We start from the raw sequence: 26231 nt of genomic DNA, 5'->3' as shown, positions 1-26231 counted from the left end.
CACATCACCATGACGCGCGACGCCGCCTTTGCCTTCCTGCTTGTGCTCACGCTCTCGGGCTGCACCGTGGGCCCCGATTTCCACGCGCCCGCGGCGCCCGATGCCACGGGCTGGACGCGCGAGCCCGTGCCCGCGACGAGCGCTAGTGCAACAGGTCCCGGCGGCGGCGCGCAGATCTTCGCCACCGCGGAACACGTGCCGAACGCGTGGTGGACACAATTCGGCAGTGCGCGGTTGAACGCAATCGTCGATCAGGCCTTGCGCGCGAGCCCTACGCTCGACTCGGCGCGCGCCAGGCTCGTGCAAGCGCGCGAAAACTACAACGCGCAGGCGGGCGCGACGGACTTCCCGTCCGTCGATCTGAAGCTTTCCGGCACCCGCCAGAAGGTCGATCTCGCCTCGTTCGGCATTACACAAGTGCCGAATCCGGCGCCATTTACGCTTTACAACGCTTCGGTCAGCGTCTCGTACGTATTCGACTTGTTCGGCGCCAACCGTCGCGCGCTTGAGGCCACGCTCGCCCAGGTCGATTATCAGGCGTACGAAATGGAGGCCGCGCGACTTTCGGTGGCCGGCAACGTGGTCGCTACGGCCATACGTCGCGCGTCGCTGCAACGCCAGATCGACCTCACAACGCAACTGGCGCAGACGCAGGCACGCCAGCTCGCGATCATGCAAGCGCGCTACACGGTCGGCGGCGTAGCGGAGGTCGACGTGCGAAGCCAGCGCACCCTGCTCGCGCAAACACGTGCGTCGCTGCCGCCGCTCGAAACGCAGCGCGACGCGGCGGACCATCAGCTCGCAACCCTGCTGGGCGCAGCACCTTCGCAGTTCGCCGTGCCGCTCGATGCACTTTCTCTCGATACACTGCATCTGCCCAATACCGTCTCGCTCACTGTGCCTTCCACGCTGGCCCGCGAGCGTCCCGACATACGCGCCGCCGAGGCACTGCTGCACCAGGCTAGCGCGAACGTCGGCGTGGCAACCGCCAATCTCTTTCCGCAGATCTCGCTCTCTGCGGGCATTGGATCGGAGCGCACGCACATCGAAGACGTAGTCAACGGACTCAATATCTGGAACATAGGGCTCAGCCTCACACAACCGCTGTTCCATGGCGGCGAACTGCGCGCGAAGAAGCGTGCGTCGGAAGCCGCATATGAAGCCGCCTTCGCCGACTATCGTCAGACTGTGCTGCAGGCGTTGCAGCAGGTCGCCGATTCACTGCAGGCGCTCCAGAACGATGCGACCGAACTGCAAGCGCGCGACGACGCCGCCCGCGAGGCACAGGCCAACGCGGCGATCACGCAAACGCGCTACAAAGCAGGCGGCGTGAGCGAGTTTTCGCTGATCGATGCGCAACGCCAGGCACTCCAGACGATGCTCGACCGCACGCGCGTTCACGCGGATCGGCTAACGGACACCGCAGCGCTCTATCAAGCCCTGGGTGGCGCCCCACTTCCTGCCACAGTGGTCCCTACGGCAGTCAGCGACACATCGGCCCCCACGGCCCCCGTTCGGTAATCCTTCGGCCCCACGCGGCAACCATCGGGCCATAACGGCAACCATTCGTTTCCTTCCGCTTGCGCCGCGGCTGCGCGACAATGATCCTCCCCCCTGCTCCATCCGCAAACGAGAGACACGTATGAACCAGGCACAGACGTCCCCCGCAAAACTGACCCCCAACGATCTCGTCGCGGCCGACGCGCTCCAGCTTTCGGAATGGATACGCCTGCGCAAGGTGTCCTGCCGCGAAGTGATGACCGCATTTCTCGACCATATCGAGCGCGTGAATACACCGGCCAACGCCATCGTTTCGCTACGCGAGCGCACCACGCTGCTCGCCGAGGCCGGCGAACGCGACGCCCAGCTCGCGCGGGGCGAGTACCTTGGCTGGATGCACGGCATGCCGCAAGCGCCGAAGGATCTCACGGCCACGGCCGGCATTCCCTACACGCAAGGCTCGCCGCTGTTCCGCAACGAAGTGCCCGCCGCCGACTCCCTGATGGTCGCGCGCATGCGCGCACAAGGCGCGATTTTCATCGGCAAGACGAATACGCCGGAATTCGGCCTTGGCTCGAATACCTACAACACGGTCTTCGGCGCCACGCTCAACGCTTACGACCCCACGCGCAGCGCGGGCGGCAGCAGCGGCGGCACGGCCGTGGCGCTCGCGCTGCGCATGCTGCCGGTGGCGGACGGCAGCGACATGATGGGCTCCCTGCGCAATCCCGCCGGCTGGAACAACGTGTTCGGGTTGCGTCCGTCGCAAGGGCGCGTGCCCTCCGTGCCTGCGCACGAACTGTTCTACCACCAGCTCGGCTATGCGGGACCGATGGCCCGCAACGTGCCCGACCTCGCGATGCTGCTCTCCACCCAGGCGGGCTACGACGCGCGCGCGCCGCTTTCCATCTCCGAAGATCCCGCTCAATTCACGGGCCCGCTCGAACGCGACTTTGGTTGCGCGCGCATCGGTTGGCTAGGGGACTACGACGGCTATCTGGCGATGGAAGACGGCGTACTCGCACTGTGCGAAGCGGCCCTCAAGGACTTCGAATCGATCGGCTGCAAGGTCGAGGCCGCGCGCCCCGACTTCGCCATGGAGCGCCTGTGGCAAACCTGGCTCACACTGCGCCACTTCTCGTGCGCGGGCACGCTGGGTGCGCTCTATCGCGACCCGGAAAAGCGCGCGCTGCTCAAGCCCGAAGCGCAATGGGAAGTGGAAGGCGGGCTGAAGCTCTCCGGCGAAGACGTGTGGAACGCCACGGTCACGCGCAGCCAGTGGTACAACGCGCTGCTCGCCCTCTTCGAACGTTACGACTACCTCGTGCTGCCAAGCGCTCAAATCTTCCCGTTCGACGCGAGCGAGCATTGGCCGAAGTCGATCGCGGGCCGCACGATGGACACCTATCATCGCTGGATGGAAGTGGTAATTGGCGGCAGTCTCGCCGGACTGCCCGTGATCAGCGTGCCTGCGGGCTTCAATGCGCAAGGCCTGCCGATGGGGCTGCAGGTGATCGGCAAGCCGCAGGCGGATCTTTCGGTGCTGCAACTCGCCCACGCGTACGATCGGGCCACGCAATGGGTCAAGCGGCGCGTGCCGGCGCTGCTTCAGGCGTAACGCAGAAGCAAAAAGGCAGCGCCGCGGCGCTGCCTTTTTCTCCATCGACATCTCACCCCATCACGCCTTCACCGCGCGCGCCGCATTCCTGCCGCGCAACCATTCGAGCGCGAGCAGCAAACATGTGGAGAACACAATCAGGATCGTTGCGAGCGCAGCGATCGTCGGACTGATGTTCTCGCGGATGCCCGTGAACATCTGGCGCGGCAAAGTGGTCTGGTCGGCGCCCGCGAGGAAGAGCGTCACGACCACCTCATCGAACGAAGTGGCGAATGCAAAGAGCGCGCCCGAAATCACACCCGGCGCGATCACGGGCAGCGTGATGCGGAAGAACGTCGTGACCGGATTCGCCCCGAGCGAAAGACTCGCACGCACGAGATTGTGATTGAAGCCCTGCAGCGTGGCCGCGACTGTCGTCACCACGAACGGCACGCCGAGCGACGCGTGCGCGAGGATCAGCCCGAGATACGTATTGGCGAGACCCAGCGGCGCGAAGAACAAATACATGCCCACGCCCACCACGACCACCGGCACGATCATCGGCGAAATGAGCACGGCCATGAGCAGCGCCTTGCCGCGGAAATCGGCTTTCGTGATGCCGATGGCCGCGAGCGTGCCAAGGACGGTCGCCACGAGCGTCGCCGCCGGGCCCACGATAAAGCTGTTCTTCGCGGCCATGCGCCATTCGTCGGACATCACGAGGTTCTCGTACCAGCGCAGCGACCAGCCCGGGATCGGATAAACCAGGAACGTGCTCGACGAAAACGACAGCGGCACGATCGCGAGCACGGGCAGGATCAGATACAGCAGCGTGAGCACGACGAGCGCGCGCAGCGCGAAGTACCACACGCGTTCGACGGCCGATGTATGCGGCGCAAAAAGCGGTTTGGCGAATTTCATGATTGCGCCTTCCTCAGCCGAGGCTCAGTTGCGTGCGCGTGAAGCGCCCGTAGACGAAATAGAGCACCGTGGTCGCCGCGAGCAGCAGCGCGCCGAGCGCGCAGGCCATGCCCCAGTTGATCGACACGTTGGTGAAGTACGCCACGTAGTAGCTGACCATCTGGTCGCCGGGGCCGCCGAGCAGCGCCGGCGTGATGTAGTAGCCAATCGAGAGAATGAACACGAGCAGCACGCCCGCGCCCACGCCTGGATAGGTCTGCGGCACGTACACGCGCCAGAAGGCCGCGAACGGATGGCTGCCCAGCGACACCGCGGCGCGTTGGTACGTAGGCGGAATCGACTTCATCACGCTGTAGAGCGGCAGCACCATGAACGGCAGCAGGATGTGCGTCATCGAGATATAGACGCCCACGCGGTTGAAGAGCAGCGTCAATGGCTGCGAGATGAGGCCCGTGCCCAGCAGCGCCTTATTGACGAGGCCCTCGCCCTGAAGAATCACGATCCACGCGGCCACGCGCACGAGAATCGACGTCCAGAACGGAATCAGCACGAGGATCGTCGCGAGATTCGCGCGGCGCTCGGAGAGCGTCGAGATCCAGTAGGCGAGCGGGTAGCCGAGCAGCAACGCGAACACCGTCACGAACACGCTGATGACGAACGTGCGGCCGAACACATCGAGATAGATCTTCTGCTCAGGGTCGGCGGCCACGATATTGCCGAACGCATCCTGCCGGTGGTCGAGCGAGGCGAGCAGGTAGAACGGTGAGTAACGCGAACTGTTCTTGGCGATGGCCTGCCAGTACGCGACGTCACTCCAGCGGTCGTCGAGTTCGACGATTTTGGCGCGTGTTTGCGCGGGGGTGAGCGTGAGCGGTTTGCCGTCGTCGCCGGCGAGCGGCATGGCGCGCGCCGTCTTCGCGACCAGCGAGCGGAAGCCCGCGATTTCCACGTTCAGGCGGCGCGCCAGTGCGCCCATCGCGTCGCCGTTCTGGACGATGGTCAGGTCCTGCGCGAGCGCCGCGTAGGCCGCGTCGGGCGGCGCGCTCTTGCGGTCCCAGGCGCGCAGCGCCGTAATGGTATGCGGCAGCGCCGTCGCCACTTCCGGATTCTGCACCGCGCGTGTAAGCAGCGCGGCGATCGGCACCACGAAAATCAGCAGCAAAAAGATCGCGAGCGGCGCGATGAGCATGAGCGCCATCGTGCGCTTCTTCGCTTGCGCCACGCGCAGTTCGCGCTTCAGGCGCGCGGTCTCTTCGCGTGCCGCGCCGGCAACGTTGGTCACGGTCGTCATTGTGGTCACTTACTGTCTCCAGCCTCCGGGCCGCACGAAGCAGCCAAACGCTCCGGCACTTGAGCACCGGAGCGTCACTACATCACACTTACTTCGCGGCCCACGAGGCGAAGCGCTGCTCCAGTTCGTCGCCGTGATCGGTCCAGAACGTGAGGTTCTGCTGGATCGCGTTCTTGCCGTTGGCCGGCGAGTTCGGCAGATTGCCGAGCGTCTTCGCGTCGAGCGCCTTGATCGCGGTCTCGTTCACCGGGCCGTACGCGATATGCTGCGCGTATGCCTGCTGCGGCTTCTGCGAGAGCGTATAGGCGATGTACTGCTCGGCCAGCGCCTTGTTCGGCGCGCCCTTCGGAATCGCCCAGTAGTCGAGGTCGTAGATGCTGCCGTTCCAGACGACCTTGAGGTTCTTGCCTTCGCGCTGCGCAGCGTCGATACGGCCATTGAACGCCGTGGACATCACCACGTCCCCCGCGACCAGGAACTGCGGCGGCTGCGCGCCGGCTTCCCACCACTGGATGTTCGGCTTCAGTTCATCGAGCTTCTTGAACGCGCGGTCCTGGCCCGCCTTCGTCGAGAGCACCTTGTAGACGTCCTGCGGCGGCACGCCGTCGGCCATCAGCGCGAATTCCAGGTTGTACTGAGCGCCCTTGCGCATGCCACGCTTGCCCGGGAATTTCTTCACGTCCCAGAAGTCGGCCCAGCTCGTGGGCGCGGTCTTGAGCTTGTCGGCGTTGTAGGCGAGCGCCGTCGACCACACGAAGAAGCCTGCGCCGCAGGGCTGCTGCGCCGCCTTAATGAAATCGCCCTTGTTGCCGAGCTTGGCCCAGTCGAGCTTCTCGTAGAGACCTTCGTCGCAGCCGCGCGCGATGTCGCCGGTTTCGACTTCCACCACATCCCAGTCCACGTGCTTCGCGTCGACCATGGCCTTCACCTTGGCCTGCTCGCCGTTGTACTCGACAGCGGTGATCTTGTTGCCCGTCTGCGACTGGAACGGCTCATTGAACGCCGCCTTCTGCGCATTGCCATTGGCGCCGCCAAAGTTCACGACGGTCAGTTCCGCGGCATTCGCCACGCCGAACGAGAGTGCGAGCGCGGCCGCGACCGCTGCAACGCGCATGTTGCCGATCTGCTTCATGGTTGAGTCCCTTCTCCTTGGTGGTTTGTCTTGCCGGGCCCTTCGATGCGAGAAACGTGGCCCGATCGTCGAGACGCTTGCTTCGCGAAGCGACGGCGCGCGAGATTGCGCGCCGCGCCCGCACGCCTCAAGCGAACACGCGCAGATGCTCAGGCGCGAATTCGAGTGCGACCGGCTGACCGGGCGCGAAGCCGGCGAGCGCCTCGGTGCCGAGCGGCACCTTCACGAAGCACTCGTCCTGCTGGGGCAAGCCACAGCGCATGCGCACGTGGTCGCCGAAATAGATGAGGCCGCGCGCTTCGCCCGCCAGCGCGTTTGCACCGTTGCCCTTCGAACCGTACGCGAGCTTCATGCGCTCGGGGCGAATGCAGGCGATCGCCGCGGCACCGGCCTGCGCACCCGCCACGTTGCGGCCCTTGAGACGCGTACCGTCCGCGAGATGCATTTCGCAGTACTCGCCATCCACGGCGGCGATGGTGCCGCGCAGCCGGTTGCTGTCGCCGATGAAGTTCGCCACGAATTCGTTGCACGGCGACTCGTAGAGCCGGTCCACGCTGTCGAGCTGCTGCACGATGCCCTTGTCGAACACGGCCACGCGGTCCGACATCGTGAGCGCCTCGCCCTGGTCGTGCGTGACATAAACGAAGGTGACGCCAAGCTTCTCGTGCAGCGATTTCAGTTCGTACTGCATATGTTCGCGCAATTGCTTGTCGAGCGCGCCGAGCGGCTCGTCCATCAGCACGAGCTTGGGCTGGAACACGAGCGCGCGGGCAAGCGCGATGCGCTGCTGCTGGCCGCCCGAGAGCTGCGCAGGATAGCGCTTCGCGAAGCCTTCCATGCGCACCATCTTGAGCGCGTCGTTCACGCGCTGCGCGCGCTCGGCAGTGGGCACCTTGCGCACGCCCAGCGGGTAAGCCACGTTCTGCTCGACCGTGAGGTGCGGAAAGAGTGCGTAGTTCTGAAACACCATGCCGATGTCGCGCTTGTGCGGCGGCACGTTATTGAGCAGCTTGCCTTCGAGGCGGATCTCGCCGCCGGTGGGAAACTCGAAGCCGGCGAGCATCATCAGGCAGGTGGTTTTGCCCGAGCCGGACGGCCCAAGCAGCGTCAAAAACTCCCCTTGATAAATATCAAGGTCAAGTTGTTTGACGACCAGTGTCTCGCCGTCGTACGTCTTGCGTACGCCGCGAAAGCTGACGATCACATCCGAGGTCTTCATTCGCCCTGTCTCCATTGCTTGCTCTTTTTCCCGGCCCGCCTCTTCTGACACGATTAAATAAATCCTGTCACAGGCATTAACCGAAACTGACGTGCGAATTACTATAGATGGTCCCGGCTCTATTCAATGGAGCCATTTCATTATTCTCGATGGAACCACTTGGCCATGGTCATCCTGTCCGAATGGCTCGCGGCGCAACTCGACAAGGAAAGCGCCGAGCCCGCCTACCGTCAGCTGCTGCAGCTCATGCAGCAGGCCATCCTGACGGGCCGGCTCGCGCCCGGCACCAAGCTGCCCAGCTCGCGCACGCTGGCTGGCGACCTCGGCGTGGCGCGCAACACCGTGCTGCACGTGTACGACCAGCTGAGCGCCGAAGGCTACGTGATCTCGACCACGGGCAGCGGCACCTATGTCGCCGACACACGGCCCGACTCGGCCGCCGTGAGCACGGTAGCGCCGGCTGCCGCCCCCGCCGACGAGGAAGACGATGCGAGCGGCGCCTCCCGGCGCGGCGACATGTCGATGCGCGGCCAACGCCTCATCGACGAGGCAGGCGTGTCCGCCAAGCAGTGGGGCGCCTTCATGCCGGGCGTGCCCGACGTGGCCGAATTTCCCGCGCGCACGTGGAGCCGCCTGCAGGCGCGGCTGTGGAAATCGGCGAATCATGGTTTGCTAACGTACGCGCCCGGCGGCGGCTACCGGCCGCTGCGGCGCGCGCTTTCGGACTACCTGCGCGTGGCGCGCTCGGTGCGCTGCACGCCGGACCAGATCATCATCACGACCGGCATTCACCAGTCCATCGATCTCGCTGTGCGCCTGCTCGCCGATGTGGGCGACCGCGCATGGGTGGAAGAGCCGTGCTATTGGGGCGCGCGCAGTGTGTTGCAGTCCTCAGGATTGAAGCTCACGCCCATTCCCGTCGACGACGAAGGGCTCAATCCGCGCGAACAGGACCTGCGCGACCCGCCGCGCATCGCGCTCGTCACACCTTCGCATCAATACCCGCTCGGCATGGTGATGAGCCTCGCGCGCCGCCGCACGCTGCTCGAATACGCGCGCCAGCACAACGTATGGATCATCGAGGACGACTACGACAGCGAGTTCCGCTACGGCAGCCGCCCGCTCGCCTCCCTGCAAGGTCTCGACGAATCAGACCGCGTGATCTACGTGGGCAGTCTCGGCAAGCTGCTGTTTCCGGGCCTGCGCATCGGCTACATGGTCGTGCCCGAGCGGCTCGCGGCCACGTTCCGCACGGGCGTGGCGGAGCTGTATCGCGAAGGCCAGCTCATGCAGCAAGCCGTGCTCGCCGAATTCATCATGGACGGCTATCTCACCTCGCACGTGCGCCGCATGCGCACGCTCTATGGCGAGCGGCGCCAGTTGCTGATCGACGCGGTCACGCGCCATTTCGGCGACGCGCTGCCGGTCATGGGCGACGAAGCGGGCCTGCACTTCGTGCTCGGCCTGCCCGAGCACGCCGACGATCGCGCCGTCGCGACGGCCGCCTACGATGCGGGCGTAATCGTGCGCCCGCTTGCGGCCTACTACAGCGGGCGCCAGGATCGCAAAGGATTGCTAACCGGTTACGCGTGCGTGCCTCACGAGGAAATCGCGCCGGCCTTTGCGACGCTCGCGCAGGTGATCGAGGAACACGCGTTTGCGAGGCCGGAAAAGCTGCGGCGCGCCGGTTGAACCGAAGCGCGCCGCTGCATTGAATCGCGCCGCTTATTTCAGCCCGAAATCCACACGCGTAGTCGCGCCCTTATCGTCGATACCCTTCGCATCCAGCTTCGGCGCGACGACGAACACGCGGCTCGCATCGACCTTGCCTTCGAAGTACTGCTGCACCGCTTGCGCGCGCTGCTGAGCGAGGTTGCGCAAGGCTGCATCGTCAACGGGCGCGTGGTCGGCCACAGCCTGCTTCATGTCGTCCACGGGCAGCGTCTTCGTGAGGCCGATCATGTTGTGCGGCTTCTTGAAGTCGGCATCCTTATAGACCTTGGTGAGGTACTTCTCGTACTCCTTGTCGTCCACCTTGACCTGCGAGGTATCCACGCTCTCGCCGTTGCCCACCGTGTCCTTCACCTTCTGAAGCCGCACGAGGCGATCCACGTATTGCTCACGCAGCGCAGGCGTGTCCACAGCCGGATCGACGCGGCCGATCAGGTCGATCTTGATCGAGGGCTTGTCGTCGAGCGCCTTCACGATCGTGTCGAGCTTCTTCTGGTCGGCATCGGTTAGCGTGGCCGTCCCCGCTGCGAATTCGACATAGCCGAGATCTTCGCCGCCGCCGCCAAACGCGTTGGCGAGCAGCGTGAACGGCGCGGTCACCGCCTTCGCGATCAGGTTGAGCACCGCCTTCCAGATCAGGCCGCCCAGGCTGAACTCGGGGTTCGAGAGCGAGCCCGACACCGGAATGTTGACGTCGATCTCACCCTTGCGATTCTTCAGCAGCGAGATCGCGAGACGCACCGGCAGCTTGGTGGCCGTGTCGTTGTCGATGTGATCGCCGAACGTGAGCTGGTCGATGAAGATATGGTTGTTCGCCGTGAGCTGGTCGTTCGCGAGCGCGTAATGCAGGTCGACGTTGAGCTTGCCCTTCGTGATCGGGTAGCCCGCGTACTTCGCCGAGTACGGCGTAAGGTTCGTGAGCTCGATGTCATGCGCGCTCGCCGTGAGGTCGAGCGAGGGCTTCTCGATGAGCGGGTTCACCGTGCCCTTGATCGAGAGCGGCCCATTCGCCTTGAGCTTCGCGGAAACATCCACAGGCGCGGGCGTCGTCGATTCCGTGCCGAACGCACCCACCGTGCCGTGGATCTGCACGAGGTCGGCGGTGTAGTTCGGCTTGATGAAGTTGTCGGCGTAGTTCACGCGGCCGTCTTGCAGCACGAGTTCGCCGAAGTGCAGGCGCACGGGATTCTTCGGCGCCTGCGCGGCCACGACCGTGGCAGGCGCCGAAGCCGGCCCGGGTGCGGAAGCGGTCTGCACGGGTGCGCTCGCCGCTTGCGGCGTAAGCGGCACGGGTTCGCGCGCGCCGGGTTTGCTGCTCGTGTCCTGCGTGAGCGACTGCGCCGCGCCGGTTTGATGCGCGACCACGTCCTTGAGATTGAGCTTGCCCTGCGCGTCGAGCAGTACGCGGCCGTAGAAACCAGAGAAGGTCACGCGGCTCGCGTCCACGTCGGTGCCGCGCGCGTCGTCGTAATTTGCCTTCAGATTCGTGAGCGCGAGCGAGCGCCAGCCCGCGAACGGGCCGGACGTGGCCTTGTCGAGCATGCGCACGTCCACGAGCGCCGCGTCGCCGCGATAGTTGGCCTTGAGCGCCTTGCCCTGCTCCACGGAAAGCTGCCCGTTCATGTTGAGCAGCGCGCTTGCGACCACCGCATTGAGCTGATTGCCGAAGTAAGGCTCGAACGCGGCGGCGTCGAGCCGGTTCGCGTCGATCTTGAGTTGCGCCGTGAGTGGCGTGGGGTTGATCTTGCCGCTCAGCGCCAGTGTGCCCTTGCGGTTGACGGTCGCCTTCAGGTCGATCGGCAGCGGGTGCCGCAGGTCGTCGCTGATCTGCTGAATCTTCAGGTCGAACGGCGTGATGGCGAGCTTCGCCGGGCGCTGCGTCGAGCTGTCCGTGAAGTTGATCGTGCCGTTGTTCAGCGTGAGGGCATCGATCGTGTAGCGCCAGGCCGGCCCTTCCTGCACCGACTTCTGGGCCGCGTGAATCGCCGTGCGCTCGGGCGCCGCCTGATGCGCGGAGGCAAGCTGCGCCAGGTCGATCTTGCCGTCCTTCTGGCGCTCGGCGTTCACCACGAGGCCGGTCAAGTCCACCGAGGCGATTTGCGCCTTGCGCGCGTTGAGATCGATGCCGCTCACCTGCACCGTGCCCTGGGCGAGCGTAATCGCCGGCGCGTTCGCTCCGCGTGCGGCGATCTTCAGCGACTCGAGCCCGAGCGTGCTCTGGCCGACCTGCACGACGGCAGGCTGCTGCGCCCAGTTGGCATTGAGCTGCGACGTGAGGTTCAGCTTACCGCCGACGATCTGCGCGGCGGTCGCATTGTCGATATAGGGCTGGGAGAGCGGCAGCGCCACCTGCTGAAGCTCGATCTTCGCATCGGCCGTTCTGGCGGCGAGGCTGACCGCGCCCGCCACCTTCGCCGAGCCACCGTCGCGCAGGTTCATCGCGAACGTAAAGGGCGCACCCGCTTTCGCCGTCGTCGAGAAGTTCGTGAGCGTGGTCGTGACGTCAGTGAGGTCGAATTCCGTGGGCCGCGATGGCACCTCGTCATGCACGTGCACGGTGCCGCTCGTGAGGGCGAACTGGCGGATCGACAGATCGAGCGGCGTGGGCTTCGCTTCAGCGGGGGCCGCTTGCGTTGCCGCAGCGCCGGATGCGCCCGATGCCGGCGCGGCGTTCGCGGCCTGCTCCTTTTGCGCCGCCGGCGTCCCCATCAGCTTTTCGACGCTCAGCACACCTTGCTTGTCGCGCGCGAGCCAGACGGTCGGCGCATCGAGCCGGATGTCGTCGAAGCGATAGACGTTGCTGAACGGTTCGAGCGAGGCCGCCGCCACGTGCAGGCTGCGCGCGCCGAAAAACGGCGCGTTGGCGTTGTCGGTCGAGTCGAAGTCGTTCAGGTCGGTCGTGCCCGTCACGCGCAGCGTGGGCTGCTCGCCCGACATCACGAAATCGAGCTTGAGGTTGGTCGAGAGCTTGCCGCTTTTTACCGTGACGGGCAGCTTCGTGGGCGCGTAGCTGAGGAGCTTCGGCACGTCGAGGTCGGTCAGGCGCAACTCCACTTCCGACTCGCGCGTCGCGGAGAACGGCTTGGTCCTGCCGTCGATAGCGAGCGTGCTCGCGCCGTCGATGCGCGCGCGCAACATCGGCTGGACGAAGATGTCGGTCTTGGAAGCCAGCGTGGCGATGAACGGAATGCCGAGCGACCAGCGGTCGATCACGTGCTTTTCGTTGAGCAGGCGATCGTCGAAGGTGATCTGGCCGTTCTCGACGCGGATGTTCGAAACCGAAAACTGCGTGGGCTTACTGTTCGGTTTCGAGGGCGTCGAGAACTTCTCGATGAGGTCCGAGAAGTTGAAATGCTGCGCGTCGAGCCGCACGATCGTGGCGCGCGGCGAGTCGAGCCGCAGTTCGTCCACGATGGGCGCCGCGCGAAAGATCGACGACCACGACGCCTGCACGACGGCGCGCGAAACATCGAAGAAGTCGCCATTGCCGCCGCGCTCGCCGATACGCACGCGGTCCGCTTCGAGACGCAGCGTATACGGATTGAGCGCGATGCGGCCGATCGTGACGGGGCGCTCGAGTTGCTTGCTCAGTTGCTGTTCGGCGACATGACGAATGATGGGCGGCGCGGCGAAGAAGCCGACCAGACCGAACACAATGAGAAAGATGACGACGCCCGTGAGGATGCGCCGGGTGCGGGGCGCACGCGCGACGGCGCGCACCGATTGCAAGGAAGAGTTGAGCGACGCTTTGTTCAGGCTTGCCATGCTTGCTTGCGGATAAGGCGGCAACAGGCCCGCCGCGGGATGTGGGTCTGAAGTCGGAAATCCGGGGATGCCGACAGCCGGAAGTATAGGTCCGATAGAAGATCGGACGGCGGGAAAACGCCGCCTGCGGCGCAGGTATTGCGCAACAAGAAGTAACAACGGAAGTGTGATTGCCCGGCGCAGGTCGCGCGTGTTGCGCGATGCATGACAATGCGGGCGGGAAACGCGGGCGTTGCGCGCTCGAGTGGGCTTATGCGGCGCAAAAAAAGCGTTGGCGGGACAGCGTCCCGTCAACGCCTGGTTCAGCCTGAGTCAGCCTGGTTCAGCGCTTACTGCCGCTCGACGGCGGGCGGTTGCCAGCTGCCATCGGTTGCTTGTGGCTTTGCGGCGTAGAGCCGCATCACAAGGCGGAAGTCGCCATGCGGCGCCGGCACCCAGTTCGCGCCGCCGCGCGGCCGCTCGGCGCTCACGTGCACGTCGAGCGAGCCGTCGCGGTTGCGTCGCGCGCCGCTGCGGTCGCCGAACGCCACGCGCACGGGTGCGTCGGCGTCGAGCGCGCCGTCGGTCGTATAGGCCGTGATAGACCAGAAGCCGCGCACCGGCGGCAACTGCTTCGCCGTGAAGTGGATCGTGTAGCGGTTCGCGCCGTTGAGCGCATGACCGTCGCCGTCCTGGCTCACGCGGGCACGCACTTCGTCGCGGGTAGTCGGAAGACCCGGCGACGTGTACGCCGCGTAGGCCCGCAGCGCGTAGTCGGGGCCGTAGTTGCCCGCGTCGTCGCCTACCCAGAGCCAGCCGTTGCCCGCCAGCAGGTTGGGTGGCGGCGTCGCGACGCGCGTGCGGGCGTCCGCGAGACCTGCCTTCACGACCGCGGCGTCCTTCGCGCCCGTGGGCAGTTGCGCCGGGTCGCCCGGATGCACGCCAATGTCGCCGAGAATCTTGAGCGCATGCGCGTCGTCAGCCGTGGGCGGGTTGTCGTCCAGCGCCTGCGCGAGGCGGTCGAAGAAACCGTTCGCATCGAGCGCCGCGACCTGGGCGGACGGCGTGCCCGGCGCCACCGGATCGCCGCTCTGCGTGGCGCCGGTCGGCTCGTTGCCGCGCGCGCCGCCGTTGCCGCGTGCGCCGGCCTTGCCGCGCGCGCCGCGATCGTCCCAGTCAGACAGGGCCGTGACCTGCAGGCCGCGCTGCAGCCGCCGCACGGCCGCGAGGTCGCCGCCGCCGCGCGTCTGGATACGCGCGAGGAACCACACGTAGCGCGTCGTCACGTCCACGCGCTTCACGCGCGCAGGCAGCGTGCCCTTCCAGCCGGCCGGAACGAATGCAATCGTTTGCGCTTTCAGACCGCTGACACGTTCGCCGGTTTGCGCCGCGCCCGTCGACCAGACGACATTCGTCCACATGTCGAGCGCGCGCGCGTCCATGTAGCGGCCGTGCGTGTCGGGCAGCGTGACGAGCACCGGCTCGCGCGAGACGTCGAGCCAGCCGCTGGAAGCCAGCGTGTCGAGGTTGGGTTCGGGCGGGCTCGAAGCCCCGACCGGCGGCAGCGACTGCGCGTGGCGCAGCGTGTTCGGCGCGGCCTGGCCGGGGCCCGTGCCCGTGGCGGCTTCGCGCGACACGTCCATCAGCACGACTGGATAGCCGAACACATAGGAATCGGAGACTTCGTCCTTCATCCAGCCGTTGCTTTTCGGCGCAACGTCGCTTGGCGCCGAGGCGCATCCGGCAATCAAGGCAAGGCAGGCAAGCACGGAGCAGCTACGGTGCGACGAGAATGCTCGATGTATTGTTGTCATTTGTTGGTTGTATTCGGTGCGGGCGGTCCATGAAGTGACGTCGACCGGCTACCCACTCCGCGCGCGGGCCCCCCCAGGGCCGTAGTGAAATGCGCGCGGCAAGGCGCCAATGCCGCCGGTTGGTATCGTATCGCTCGCGCATGGGCCTGAAAAGACTACAGCGTGGAATATTGCCTTACAGCCGTGTAGCTTGCTCTCAGGACCTACACGCAGTGTCGCGCCCCTTGACCTTCCCATGATGGGAACGTAGATACTGCCTAACATCGATTACAGCCAGTGCTCGCACCATCATCATGAACGAACCCCTAGTCGCAGAACGCGCCGATACCGCCGTGGCCGAACTCGAGGTCCACGGCATGACGTGCGCCTCGTGCGCCATGCGCGTCGAAAAGGCGCTTGCCAAAGTGCCGGGCGTCACGCGCGCCTCGGTCAACCTCGCCACCGAAAAGGCCACCGTCGAGGCTAGCGGCGGCGTCGCGCCCGCCGCACTCGTCGCCGCCGTCGAAAAGGCCGGCTACGAAGCCGTGCCCGTCGCCACGGAAACCGCCACGCTCGCCATCGGCGGGATGACTTGCGCGTCGTGCGCGAACCGCGTCGAGAAGGCGCTCGCGCGCGTGCCAGGCGTGGCAGGCGTGAGCGTGAACCTCGCCACCGAGCAGGCCACCGTCAACACACGCTCGCCACTCACAGGCGAATTGCAGGACCAGCTCGTCGCGGCCGTCAAGAAGGCCGGCTATGAAGCCACGCCGCTCGCCGCCGACGTCGACTCCGCCCCGGCGAAAAAAGCCGCAGCGGGCGACGAAGCACGCCGCGAATGGCGCGCCGTGCTGGTCTCGGCCGTGCTTACGGCCCCGCTCGTGCTGCCGATGTTCGGCCACTGGCTCGGCTTCGACTGGATGCTGCCCGCAGCCGTGCAGCTCGCGCTCGCGAGCGTCGTGCAGTTCGTGTTCGGCGCGCGCTTCTACCGCGCCGCCTGGAAGGCCGTGCGTGCGGGCGCGGGCAACATGGATCTGCTGGTCGCGCTTGGCACCTCGGCTGCGTATGGCGTGAGCGTCTACGCCATGCTCGTGCACCCCGGCGACATGGCACATCTGTATTTCGAGGCTTCGGCGGTCGTCATCACGCTCGTGCGCTTCGGCAAATGGCTAGAAGCGCGCGCGAAACGGCAGACAACCGACGCGATCCGCGCCCTCAACGCGCTGCGGCCCGATCGCGCGCGCATCCGCGTCGATGACGGCGCTCGCGCAGAGGAGCGCGAAGTCCCGCTCGCTCAGGTGCGCGTGGGCACCATCGTGGTCGTGCGCCCCGGCGAACGCGTGCCTGTGGACGGCGTCGTGCTGGAAGGCCGTAGCCACATCGACGAATCGCTCATCACGGGCGAAAGCCTGCCGGTGCCGAAAGCGCCCGACGATCCCGTCACCGCCGGCTCGATCAACGGCGAAGGCGCGATCGCCGTGCGCACCACGGCCATCGGCGCGGAAACCACACTCGCACGCATCATTCGCCTCGTGGAAAGCGCGCAGGCCGAAAAGGCGCCGATCCAGCGTCTCGTCGACCGTGTGAGCGCCGTGTTCGTCCCCGCGATTCTCGTGATCGCGGTCATCACGCTGGGCGGCTGGTTGTTCGCGGGCGCGGGCGCCGAAACGGCGATCCTCAACGCTGTGGCCGTGCTCGTGATCGCCTGCCCGTGCGCGCTCGGCCTCGCTACCCCCGCCGCGATCATGGCGGGCACCGGTGTCGCCGCGCGCCATGGCGTGCTCATCAAGGATGCCGAAGCATTGGAGACCGCCCACAACGTGAGCGTGGTCGCCTTCGACAAGACCGGCACGCTCACGCTCGGCCAGCCCTCGCTCACTGCATTCGAAGCGGCCGATGGTCTCGAACGCAACGAGACGCTCGCACTCGCCGCCGCCGTGCAGCGGCAAAGCGACCACCCGCTCGCGAAGGCCGTGGTGCAGGCGTATGAGGCTCAAGCGCAAGGCGCCGCTTGGGTCGCCGCCGCCCATGCGCGCGCGGTGCCGGGGCGCGGCGTGGAGGCCGAAGTGAACGGGCGGCGCCTCGCAATCGGCAGCGGCCGCTGGCTCGACGAGTTGGCGCTGACCGTGCCGGTCACGCTCGCGGCGCGCGCGCGTTCGCTCGAAGGGGCTGGTAATACGGTGTCGTGGTTGTTCGATCCGCACGGCGGCGTCCTCGCGTTGCTCGCGTTCGGCGACACGGTGAAGCCCACCGCGCGCGAAGCCATTACGAGCCTCAAGAAGATGGGCGTCCGCAGCGTGCTCGTGACCGGCGACAACGCGGGCAGCGCGGCGGCCGTGGCCGCGCAGCTCGGCATCGACGAAGTCCACGCGCAAGTGCTGCCCGACGACAAGGCGCGCACGATCCGCGACCTCAAGATCAAGAGCGGCGGCATCGTCGCGATGGCCGGCGACGGCATCAACGACGCACCCGCGCTCGCCGCCGCCGACATCGGTATTGCCATGGCCACGGGCACCGACGTCGCCATGCACGCGGCGGGCATCACGCTCATGCGCGGCGACCCGGCGCTCGTTGCTGCCGCAATCGATATTTCGCGGCGCACGTGGCGCAAGATTCAGCAGAACCTGTTCTGGGCGTTCATCTACAACCTGATCGGGATTCCGCTCGCCGCCTTCGGCCTGCTCAATCCCATGCTCGCTGGCGCGGCGATGGCGTTTTCGAGCGTGAGCGTCGTGACAAACGCGCTACTGCTCAGAACCTGGCGGGCAAGCCGCTAACGCACAAATTCACTGCACGAAGTATCGTATGGAATATAACGAAAGGGCGCTTCATGCGCCCTTTTCTTCGTTCCGACTTTCTTTTTGGAATCCGAATCGTCTCATTCTTTACGACGCAAAATCGCGTAATCGCTCGCATTCCGTATGAAATTGTGGGGTTTTTCACGCCTACCCCTAAAGGATCGCGCACACGCGCCGTAATGCGTCATGCCAGCGCCTCGAGGGCGCAGGTTCCTTCCTTACAAGCTCTACTCCGGAACCGAACTCATGCTTTCACGCTTATCAGGCCGCGCGAGCGTCGGCGTGCGCCTCGCCTTGCTATCGTGCGTGCTCGTTGCGGCAATCTTTGCCGCCTTCACGTGGGCGATCACGCACTCGGCGGCAACGCAGGTCGGCGACCAGGTGCGCGCGCGCATCACCGAAAAGGACCAGTCGGTCGCCTCGTCGATCTCGCTGATCGACGGCGCGCTCGACGCGGAAGTCAACCGCGCCATGCAGCTCTTCGAGAGCTTCCTGCCCGGCGCTTTCACGCTCGATCCCACGCAAACGGTCGACATTGGCGGCAAGGCCACGCCGGTCTTCAAGTCCGGCGACCACGTGCTGAACCTGGACTTCACGGTGCCCGACCAGTTTCTCGCGCGCAGCGGCGAAATCGCCACGATTTTCGCGCGCAGCGGCGACGACTTCGTGCGCGTGACCACCTCGCTCAAGAAGCAGGACGGCTCGCGCGCGATCGGCACGCTGCTCGACCGCAATGGCCCCGCGTACGGCCCGGTGCTTGCCAACCGTACCTATACCGGCCTCGCCCAGTTGTTCGGCAAACAGTACATCACGCAGTACAAGCCGATTCTCGACGCGAGCGGCCACGTGATCGGCGCGCTCTTCGTCGGCGTGGACGTGGGCGCGCAGATCGACGCGCTCAAGAGCGAGATCGCGAGGCTCAAGATCGGCGAGAGCGGCTATTACTTCGTGATGGACGCTTCGAACGGCCCGACGCGCGGCACCTTCCTCGTGCATCCGGGCGCCGTCGGCAAACACTACGACGACGCTGACGCGCCCTGGTCGCGCATGCTCGAGGCGCGCGATGGCACGCTCGACTACACCTCCGCCGACTCGACGCGTGACGAGCGCGATGCGCGCGCGAAGTTCGTCTCGTTCGTGAGCGTGCCGCAGTGGCAATGGCTCGTGGGCGGCGTCGCCGTACGCGACGAGATCATGGCCGACGTGAACGCCACGCGCGACCGCTTCGCGGTTATCGGCCTCGTGCTGGTCGCGCTCTTCGCGGCGCTTTCGATTTATGCGGCGCGCCGCCTCGTGAGCCAGCCGCTCGACGCCGCAGCGCTTGCCGCCGGCCAGCTCGCCGCGGGCGACCTCACGGTGCGCATCGGCAGCGGCAATGCGGCGAACGCGCAGGGCGCGGCGGGCGCCGACGAGATCGGCCGACTCACGCACGCCATCGACGGCATCGGCGTGGGCCTCGCACAGATCGTCGCGCAGGTGCGCAGCGCCACGGCGCAGATGAGCGAGGACACCTCGCGCATCGCACAGGGCAGCGGCGAGATTGCTTCGCGCATCGCAAGTCAGGCGAGCAGTCTGGAAGAGACGGCGGCGAGCATGGAAGAGCTCACCTCCACCGTGCAGCAAAACGCCGACCACGCGACGCGCGCGAACAGCGTAGTGACCAGCGCAGCCGAAGCCGCGCTCGACGGCGGCCGCGCCGTGGGCCGTGTCGTGGAAACGATGAACGACATCAGCCGCGCGTCGCAGAAGATCGCAGAGATCACCGGCGTGATCGACGGCATCGCGTTCCAGACCAACATCCTCGCGCTCAACGCGGCCGTGGAAGCGGCGCGCGCGGGCGAGCACGGCAAGGGCTTCGCCGTGGTGGCGAGCGAAGTGCGCGCGCTCGCGCAGCGCAGCGCTGCGGCGGCCAAGGAGATCTCGGCGCTGATCACCGAATCGTCGTCGACAGTCGAGACGGGTTATCGCATTGCCGGCGAAGCGAGCACGACCATGCGCGGCATCGTCGCGCGCGTGGATGAAATGCGCTCGATCATCGGCGAGATCAGCGTGGCCTCGCGCGAACAGTCGGGCGGCATCGAGCAGGTGAACATCGCGGTTTCGCAGATCGGCGCGGCGACGCAGCAGAGCGCTGCACTCGTGGGCGACGCCGAGCGCGCCGCCGCCGCGCTCAACGATCACGCGGCTGCGCTCGCCGAGCTCGTTTCCGTGTTCAAGGTGCACGAGTCACGCGCGTAGCACCTTCCGGGCATGATTCGCAGTGCCCAGCAAAAGAAAAAGGCGGCGTCACAGGACGCCGCCTTTTTTCGTGAGCTGCGCGGCAGATGCCGCGCGCCGCCTCACTGCACGATCGTCGCCGAGCGCGCCAGTTCGGCCACGCGTTGTCCGAGCGCGGCCTGCATGGCCTCGTCTTGCAACTGGCGACGAATGTCTTCTTTCGCCGAATCGTACGTCGGCACCTGCATCGGACGCTTGCTTTCGAGGCGCACAATCAGCCAGCCGTCGCCAGCCTTCAGCGGCTGTGGCGAGGTTTCGCCGGGAGCGAGACCCGTGATGACCTGCGCGAGCGGCATGGGCACGCCGTGCGTGTTGCCTTCGGTGAGCGGCAGCCTGAAGCTCACCCATGGCATCTCGCCGCCGGTCGCCTTCGTCTCGCCGATGCCGTACTGGCGCGCCAGATCGGCGAACGGCTGACCGCCCTTCACCGCCGCGAGCACGGTGTTCGCGGTTGCCTCGTCGGCCACGGCGATCACCTCCGGCTTGTACTCTTCCTTGCCGAGCGTCGCGATGACCGATTCGTAGCGCGATTTGATCTCGCTGTCCGTGATCTTCGGCGCGTGCACGTTGTCCAGAATCCACGCGCGGATCTCGGCGTCGGTCTTTTCGGCGTCGGGGAACTGCGCGATCTCGGGGCGCTGGTCGTAGTGCCCGAGCACGGCCTGCTGGCGCAGCAGTTCGCGTGCGATCAGGTCGTCCTTGAGCGTGGCGCGCAGTTGCGGCGTGTCGGCCGCGCCGGTGCGGCTGACCACGTTGCCCACTGCCGTGTCGAGCGCGGATTGCGCGATGGCCTGCCCGTTGACGAGCGCGGCGGCGCCCGCGGGCAGCGCTGCGGCCGCGGAAGTGAGGGTTGCCGCTTCGGCTGCGTGGGCGAGTGTAGGCGCCAGCGTGCTCGCCGCCACCGAAGTGAACGAGAGCAGGCACAGGGCGCGGATGGATCGGGACATGCGTGACATTTCGATTGACTCCAGCGTGTTCGGAAAGCCCGGGCGCAACGGTGCAAGAAGCGCCAGGGGCAGGCTTTGATCCGCGCGAATCTAGCGGAATCTCGAAGCGCTGTTGTCAGGAAGTGTCAAACGGACGCGGGGCCGGATTGGAAGCTTGCGGCCGGTCAAGCGCGGAGCGTCCGCCCGCGCCGTCACGCTCAGGCGGCGGCGCGGGCGGACGCGTTCATTGTCCCTGTGGCTGCGCCACCGGTGGCGTGTAGCTCGCGCTCGCGCCCGGCGTGTCAGGTTCCGCATCGTCGGGCGTCGGAGTCGGCGCGAGCGCCGGCTCCTGCGCCGGATACGAAGGCTGCGGCGCTTGTGCAGGCGACGTGCTGGACGGCGCGATGATCGGCGGCACGCCCATGATCGCGCGCGCGGCGGCTTCCGCGGCCGCCGCCGAAGCGGCAGAAGGCGCCGATGCCCCCACCTCCGAAGCCGCAGAAGCCACCGATGCAGGTGCGGGCGCGCTCACGCGCGGCGGGGGCGCATGCCGCACCGGCGCGCTTTGCGGCGGCGGCGCTTCGTGCGTGCCGACCAGCTTGTCCATCCACGCACGCAGCTTCTCGCGGAAGGTTTCGAACGCGCCCGGCGTCACTTCGGTGTCGAAGCGCGCGCGCGGATCGACGAGGCGCTGGCGCAACGCACGCTGGAAGAAGTCGCCGACGATCGGCAGCGCGCTGCGCGCGCCCTGCCCCCAGTAGTCGTCGAGCGTCACGCGGCCGTCGTCGAAACCCACCCACGCGCCCGCCACGAGTTGCGGATCCATCAGGATGAACCAGCCGTCCGTGTTGCCCTGGGTCGTGCCGGTCTTACCCGCCACGTCGCCGCGAATGCCGAAGCGCGTGCGGATGGCCGCACCCGTTCCGCGGTTCACGACGTCGCGCATCGTGTCGAGCAGCGTGCGGTCCGCTTCTGCGGAAAGCGCCCGCTCGGGCGAAGCGCTCTCGAACTGCGCGAGCACGTTGCCCTTGTGGTCCTCGATGCTCGTGACCATGCGCGGTTCGAGATACACGCCGTCGTTGGCGATGGTGCTGTAGGCGGAAACCATCTCCTTCAAGGTGACCGGGCTCGTGCCGAGCGCAAGCGACGGCACCGGGTCGAGCTGGCTGTCGCGCACGCCCATCGCGCGTGCGAGGCGCGCGACCTTGTCCGGGCCCACCGTCTGCATCAGCTGCGCGGTGATGCGGTTGCGCGAGAACGCGATCGCGTCGCGCAGCGTCATCGGGCGATTGCTCGGCGGCACGTCGTCGGTCGGCTTCCAGATTTCGCCGCCCGCCAGCGGAATCTCCACCGGCTGGTCGATGAACGTGTCGCTCGGCTTCGCGCCCGCCGCGTAGGCCGCGCCATATACGAACGGCTTGAACGTCGAGCCCGGCTGACGGCGCGCCTGCTGCACGTGGTCGAACGGTTCCTCGGTGAAATCGCGGCTGCCCACCCACGCCTTGATCTGCCCGTTGCGCGGGTCGATGGCGAGGAAGCCCGCCTCCACCGCGGTCTTGCTTTTGCAGAGGTTGCGCATGAAGGTGCGGTCGGTGGCGAGCTGCTTGAGCGCGTCGGCATCGCTCGCGCCTGCGTCGCGCGCGCTCTTGTAGTCCTGCGTTTCACGCATGAACGTCGCGAACAGGTCGTTGCCGGATGTGCAGCCGTTGCGTCCGCTCCACGCGCCGTTCGCGATGCCCTGGAGCTGGTTCGAGTGCTGGCGCAGCGCGGCGGTCGCCATCTGCTGCAGGCGCGAATCGATCGTGGTACGCACCACGAGGCCATCGGAATAGATGTTGTAGTCGTTACGGTCGGCCCACGAAATCAGCCACTTGCGCAGTTGCAGCGCGAAGTGCGGCGCGGGGCCGGGCGGCTCGGTCTGACGCTCGAAGTCGAGGCGCAGCGGCTTCTTCGAGAGCGTGGCGTACTGCGCCTCGCTGAGCTTGCCGTACTTCACCATCTGACCGAGCACGGTGTTGCGCCGCGCAAGCGCGCGCTCGGGGTTGATCACCGGGTTGTAATACGCGTTGCCCTTCAGCATGCCCGTGAGCGTCGCGGCTTGCAGGATGTCGAGCTGATCCGCCGAAACGCCGAAGTAGGTGCGCGCCGCCATCTCGATGCCGTAGGCGTTATAGAGAAACGGCACCGTGTTCAGATACGTCTCGAGAATCTGCTGCTTGCTATACACCGCTTCGATCTTGAACGCCGTGATCGCTTCCTTGATCTTGCGCGTGAGCGTGGGCGCGCGGCCAATTTCATCGGGATAGAGATTGCGCGCGAGTTGCTGCGTGATGGTCGAGCCGCCCTGGCGGTCGCCCGAGAACGTGTGCAGCGCCGCGCCCGCCGTGCGCTTGAAGTCGATGCCGTGGTGTTCGTAGAAGCGGTGATCCTCGGTGGAAATCAGCGCATCGACCATGTGCGGCGAGATCTGCGCGAGCGGCACCCATTCGCGGTTCGAGGGCTTGAACTCGGCGAGCACCTTGCCGTCGGCGGAAAGGATCTGGGCCGGCTCGTCCACACGCGCCTTGCGGATGTCGCCAATGCTCGGCGTGAACGGAATCAGCACGAGCACGTACAGCACGACGAGCGCCGGCAGCGCGCCAATGGCCATGAGCACGCCGCGCCGCGTGGGATGCCTCAGATGGTGGAGCGCACGCGCGCCTGAACGGGTCAATACGGGGCGGACAAACCCGCCAAGCCGCGCGGCAGCAGGCTTCAGGCGGGACAACGACATCGCGATTCGATCGCGGATCAACGGCACGTAACGCTTCACGCGGCAGGTAGGGTCGGCTGGCAAAGCGTGAATCGTACCAAACTCCCAGGTCCCCTCTTTCATCCCGTCGATTCGAGCCCGACAGCGCCATGGGACGATTTATGACACGGAAATGAAAAAATCCTTCCGCATACAGGAAGAATCCTCTCCAGTCACAGCCGGTTTTCCGCCGCCTTTCCCATCCCTACACTCCTGTCGCTGTTGCACACGCCACGACACAACAACGCTACAGGAACCTCGAATGAAGAACACCGTCTCGCTCACCACCGCTGCCGCCGTGCTCGGCGCACTCGGCACGCTCGCCGCGCCCGCCGCCCACGCGCAAAGCTCGGTCACGCTCTATGGCCTGATCGACGCCGGCATCATGTACACGAACAACGTCGCGAGCGGCAAGTCCGGCGGCGCGCTCTGGCAGGCGACGAGCGGCAACGTGAACGGCAGCCGCTTCGGCTTGCGCGGCAGCGAGGATCTGGGCGGCGGCCTGCATGCCGTCTTCGTGCTCGAAAACGGCTTCAACGTGCAGAACGGCAAGCTCGGCCAGGACGGCCGCATGTTCGGCCGCCAGGCCTACGTGGGACTTGCGAGCGACCAGTTCGGCTCGCTCACGCTCGGCCGCCAGTACGATTCGCTCGTCGACTTCGTCGCACCGCTTTCGGCCACGGCGGGCACCTTCGGCGATACGGGCTTCGCGCATCCGTTCGACAACGACAACCTGAACCACTCGCTGCGCATGAGCAACGCGGTCAAGTTCACGAGCAACACGTATAGCGGCCTGAAGTTCGGCGCGTTGTATGCCTTCTCGAACCAGACCGACTTCGCCGTGAACCGCGCCTACAGCTTCGGCGCGAGCTACACCAACGGGCCGCTCGCCATCGCGGCGGGTTATCTGCAACTGAACGGCACCCAGGGCGCCACGGCGAGCAGCCCGGGCGCGGTGGATCTCGCGGAATCGACGGCCAACGGCAAGGGCGGCTTCGCGCTCGGCGCCAACCGTCTGCGTTCGTTCGGCGGCGGCGTCAACTACACGTTCGGCCCGGCCACGGCGGGCTTCGTGTTCACGCGCAGCGAATACGCGGGCACCAGCTCGTTCGGCTCGCAGGGCGGCGACATGAGCTTCAACAATTACGAAGTGAACGGGAAATATCAGTTGAACCCGGCGTGGAGCCTGGGTCTCGCCTACACCTTCACGGATGGCCATGTGAGCGACACGACCACGTTCGGCGCCGATCCGAAGTGGAACCAGGTGAACGCGCAGGTGGTGTATCGCCTCTCGAAGCGCACCGATCTCTACGGCGAGGCGATGTATCAGCACGCCACGGGGCACAACTACGTGGCGTTCATCAACACGGCGGGCGGCGCTTCCTCGACGGCCAATCAGGTGGTCGGCACGGTGGGGTTGCGCGCGCGCTTCTGATCACAACACCAGCGACAGCGCGATCGACACCCACACGGCCGTCGCGCCGCAGAGAAAGGCGCGGCGCGCCATCAGAAAGCGCGATTCGTCGTTGGGCTTCGCGGGCGACGTGGCGAGCCAGGGCACGCTGCCGAGGCACGCGAAGCCCGCGAGCGCAATACCGACGACCACGCGGTCGCCGATGCGCCAGACCGTGGGCTCGTGCAGCCCCCAGTAGCCCAGCGCGATCATGCCGATCGAAAACATCGTCGAGGCGGCCGAACTGAGCGCCACCACCGATCCCGTCGGAGATTGCATCGATTGCCTCCCTCGCGCACCTCGCGCTGTCGGGCCATTATCGGCGGGCGCGCAGGAGGCGGCAACGCCGCGCCCTGCCCGCGCCCGAAGCGGCTTACGCGCTCGGCCGCACCATCTGGAACATCTCGCCGATCTGCGCGTAGTCGGCGCGATAGCCCGCGCGCATCACGGGCTGGGCGGCGCGCGTGTCGAAGATGCCGTCCTTCAGAAACTCCTCGCGAATATGGACGCCCACCACCTGCCCGAGCGCGAGCCAGTTGTCCATGGGCGTGCCGTCCAGCGTTTTGAGCCGCACGATCTGCAGCAGCTTGCATTCGAGCGCGGCCGGCGACTCGGCCACGTGCGGCACCGCGACGCTGCGGCCCGGTGCGGCCGTCAGGCCCGCGAGCGCGAATTCGTCGACGTCGGCGGCGACCGGCGCGGAGGTGCGGTTCATCTGCGGCGCCAGCGCCTTCGACGTGAGGTTCCAGACGAACTCTCCGGTCTCCTCGATATTGCTGATGCTGTTTTTGCGGCCTTCGCTGCAGAACCCGATGATCGGCGGAAAGGTGGCGAACGCGCCAAAGAAGCTGTAGGGCGCGAGATTGAGCACGCCGTTGCTCGCGCGGCTCGAGATCCAGCCGATCACGCGCGGCGCGACGATCGCCTTGAACGGGTCGTGCGGCAGGCCGTGGCCCTGGGCGGGGTCGTAGAAGTAGGTATTGGACATGGGGTGTGAGGCGTTGCGATTTCGATGCGGCATCACTATGACACGAGCCGTGCGCGCTTGCCGTCACGCCCAA

General features: G+C 66.4%; 16 protein-coding genes. 6 read left to right on the top strand and 10 right to left on the bottom strand.

Features of this window, described 5'->3' with window-relative positions; genetic code table 11:
- Positions 1-9 precede the first annotated feature (9 nt).
- Together JMY28_RS11725 and JMY28_RS11720 are read left to right on the top strand one after the other, a co-directional pair.
- A complete protein-coding gene (locus JMY28_RS11725; protein WP_201696096.1) occupies positions 10-1521 on the top strand; it encodes an efflux transporter outer membrane subunit in 1512 nt (503 codons plus the stop codon).
- Between the two features lie 121 nt (positions 1522-1642).
- A complete protein-coding gene (locus JMY28_RS11720) occupies positions 1643-3118 on the top strand; it encodes an amidase (RefSeq protein WP_201696095.1) in 1476 nt (491 codons plus the stop codon).
- 60 nt (positions 3119-3178) lie between these two features.
- On the opposite strand, the gene JMY28_RS11715 is transcribed toward JMY28_RS11720, so the two are convergent.
- The 4 genes from JMY28_RS11715 to JMY28_RS11700 all read right to left on the bottom strand — a co-directional run bounded on the left by JMY28_RS11715 (position 3179) and on the right by JMY28_RS11700 (position 7660).
- Complete coding sequence (locus JMY28_RS11715) at positions 3179-4018, bottom strand: ABC transporter permease (RefSeq protein ID WP_158760595.1); 840 nt, start codon at positions 4016-4018, stop codon at positions 3179-3181.
- A 13-nt stretch (positions 4019-4031) separates the two neighbouring features.
- On the bottom strand, positions 4032-5309 hold the full coding sequence (locus JMY28_RS11710) for an ABC transporter permease (RefSeq protein ID WP_201696356.1): 1278 nt from the start codon (positions 5307-5309) through the stop codon (positions 4032-4034).
- Between the two features lie 88 nt (positions 5310-5397).
- On the bottom strand, positions 5398-6441 hold the full coding sequence (locus JMY28_RS11705) for an ABC transporter substrate-binding protein (RefSeq protein WP_201696094.1): 1044 nt from the start codon (positions 6439-6441) through the stop codon (positions 5398-5400).
- Positions 6442-6568: 127 nt separating this feature from the next.
- Positions 6569-7660: an ABC transporter ATP-binding protein gene (locus tag JMY28_RS11700; protein WP_201696093.1), complete on the bottom strand. Its 1092-nt coding sequence runs from the start codon at positions 7658-7660 to the stop codon at positions 6569-6571.
- Positions 7661-7819: 159 nt separating this feature from the next.
- On the opposite strand from JMY28_RS11700, the gene pdxR reads away from it, so the two are divergent.
- Positions 7820-9352: a MocR-like pyridoxine biosynthesis transcription factor PdxR gene (gene pdxR, locus JMY28_RS11695; RefSeq protein WP_201696092.1), complete on the top strand. Its 1533-nt coding sequence runs from the start codon at positions 7820-7822 to the stop codon at positions 9350-9352.
- A gap of 33 nt (positions 9353-9385) precedes the next feature.
- On the opposite strand, the gene JMY28_RS11690 is transcribed toward pdxR, so the two are convergent.
- Positions 9386-13156, bottom strand: a complete 3771-nt coding sequence (locus JMY28_RS11690; RefSeq protein WP_201696091.1) for a DUF748 domain-containing protein — start codon at positions 13154-13156, stop codon at positions 9386-9388.
- Between the two features lie 329 nt (positions 13157-13485).
- A complete protein-coding gene (locus JMY28_RS11685; protein WP_201696090.1) occupies positions 13486-14949 on the bottom strand; it encodes a DUF1254 domain-containing protein in 1464 nt (487 codons plus the stop codon).
- Between the two features lie 293 nt (positions 14950-15242).
- On the opposite strand from JMY28_RS11685, the gene JMY28_RS11680 reads away from it, so the two are divergent.
- Positions 15243-17702, top strand: coding sequence for a heavy metal translocating P-type ATPase (locus JMY28_RS11680; RefSeq protein WP_201696089.1), 2460 nt, complete (start codon positions 15243-15245; stop codon positions 17700-17702).
- Between the two features lie 267 nt (positions 17703-17969).
- Positions 17970-19961 (top strand): methyl-accepting chemotaxis protein, encoded by a 1992-nt coding sequence (locus JMY28_RS11675; RefSeq protein ID WP_201696088.1) that lies wholly within the window; start codon positions 17970-17972, stop codon positions 19959-19961.
- A 101-nt stretch (positions 19962-20062) separates the two neighbouring features.
- Here JMY28_RS11675 and JMY28_RS11670 read toward each other — a convergent pair whose 3' ends face one another.
- Entirely contained in the window at positions 20063-20947 is an 885-nt protein-coding gene (locus JMY28_RS11670) for a peptidylprolyl isomerase (protein WP_201696087.1), read from the bottom strand.
- A gap of 223 nt (positions 20948-21170) precedes the next feature.
- Positions 21171-23576, bottom strand: coding sequence for a penicillin-binding protein 1A (locus JMY28_RS11665; protein WP_407945498.1), 2406 nt, complete (start codon positions 23574-23576; stop codon positions 21171-21173).
- A gap of 403 nt (positions 23577-23979) precedes the next feature.
- Here JMY28_RS11665 and JMY28_RS11660 point away from each other — a divergent pair, with 403 nt between their 5' ends.
- Positions 23980-25152 (top strand): porin, encoded by a 1173-nt coding sequence (locus JMY28_RS11660; protein WP_201696085.1) that lies wholly within the window; start codon positions 23980-23982, stop codon positions 25150-25152.
- On the opposite strand, the gene JMY28_RS11655 is transcribed toward JMY28_RS11660, so the two are convergent.
- Both JMY28_RS11655 and JMY28_RS11650 read right to left on the bottom strand, forming a co-directional pair.
- Complete coding sequence (locus tag JMY28_RS11655) at positions 25153-25449, bottom strand: hypothetical protein (protein WP_201696084.1); 297 nt, start codon at positions 25447-25449, stop codon at positions 25153-25155.
- Between the two features lie 94 nt (positions 25450-25543).
- Complete coding sequence (locus JMY28_RS11650) at positions 25544-26158, bottom strand: flavin reductase family protein (RefSeq protein ID WP_201696083.1); 615 nt, start codon at positions 26156-26158, stop codon at positions 25544-25546.
- Positions 26159-26231: the final 73 nt, after the last annotated feature.

The sequence above is a fragment of the Paraburkholderia hiiakae genome, from assembly GCF_904848665.1.
In the GTDB taxonomy this organism is placed as follows: domain Bacteria; phylum Pseudomonadota; class Gammaproteobacteria; order Burkholderiales; family Burkholderiaceae; genus Paraburkholderia; species Paraburkholderia hiiakae.
Note: the sequence above shows the minus strand (reverse complement) of the source record. Positions and strands in the feature narration are given on the sequence as shown.

Bases quoted from the DNA above. Each gene is read 5' to 3' on its own strand.
- JMY28_RS11670 (WP_201696087.1), bottom strand. From the start codon at position 20,947: ATGTCCCGATCCATCCGCGCCCTGTGCCTGCTCTCGTTCACTTCGGTG.
- JMY28_RS11685 (WP_201696090.1), bottom strand. From the start codon at position 14,949: ATGACAACAATACATCGAGCATTCTCGTCGCACCGTAGCTGCTCCGTG.
- JMY28_RS11705 (WP_201696094.1), bottom strand. From the start codon at position 6,441: ATGAAGCAGATCGGCAACATGCGCGTTGCAGCGGTCGCGGCCGCGCTC.
- JMY28_RS11655 (WP_201696084.1), bottom strand. From the start codon at position 25,449: ATGCAATCTCCGACGGGATCGGTGGTGGCGCTCAGTTCGGCCGCCTCG.
- JMY28_RS11660 (WP_201696085.1), top strand. From the start codon at position 23,980: ATGAAGAACACCGTCTCGCTCACCACCGCTGCCGCCGTGCTCGGCGCA.
- JMY28_RS11665 (WP_407945498.1), bottom strand. From the start codon at position 23,576: ATGGCCATTGGCGCGCTGCCGGCGCTCGTCGTGCTGTACGTGCTCGTG.
- JMY28_RS11650 (WP_201696083.1), bottom strand. From the start codon at position 26,158: ATGTCCAATACCTACTTCTACGACCCCGCCCAGGGCCACGGCCTGCCG.
- JMY28_RS11675 (WP_201696088.1), top strand. From the start codon at position 17,970: ATGCTTTCACGCTTATCAGGCCGCGCGAGCGTCGGCGTGCGCCTCGCC.
- JMY28_RS11725 (WP_201696096.1), top strand. From the start codon at position 10: ATGACGCGCGACGCCGCCTTTGCCTTCCTGCTTGTGCTCACGCTCTCG.
- JMY28_RS11720 (WP_201696095.1), top strand. From the start codon at position 1,643: ATGAACCAGGCACAGACGTCCCCCGCAAAACTGACCCCCAACGATCTC.
- JMY28_RS11700 (WP_201696093.1), bottom strand. From the start codon at position 7,660: ATGAAGACCTCGGATGTGATCGTCAGCTTTCGCGGCGTACGCAAGACG.
- JMY28_RS11680 (WP_201696089.1), top strand. From the start codon at position 15,243: ATGAACGAACCCCTAGTCGCAGAACGCGCCGATACCGCCGTGGCCGAA.
- JMY28_RS11690 (WP_201696091.1), bottom strand. From the start codon at position 13,156: ATGGCAAGCCTGAACAAAGCGTCGCTCAACTCTTCCTTGCAATCGGTG.
- JMY28_RS11710 (WP_201696356.1), bottom strand. From the start codon at position 5,309: ATGACGACCGTGACCAACGTTGCCGGCGCGGCACGCGAAGAGACCGCG.
- JMY28_RS11715 (WP_158760595.1), bottom strand. From the start codon at position 4,018: ATGAAATTCGCCAAACCGCTTTTTGCGCCGCATACATCGGCCGTCGAA.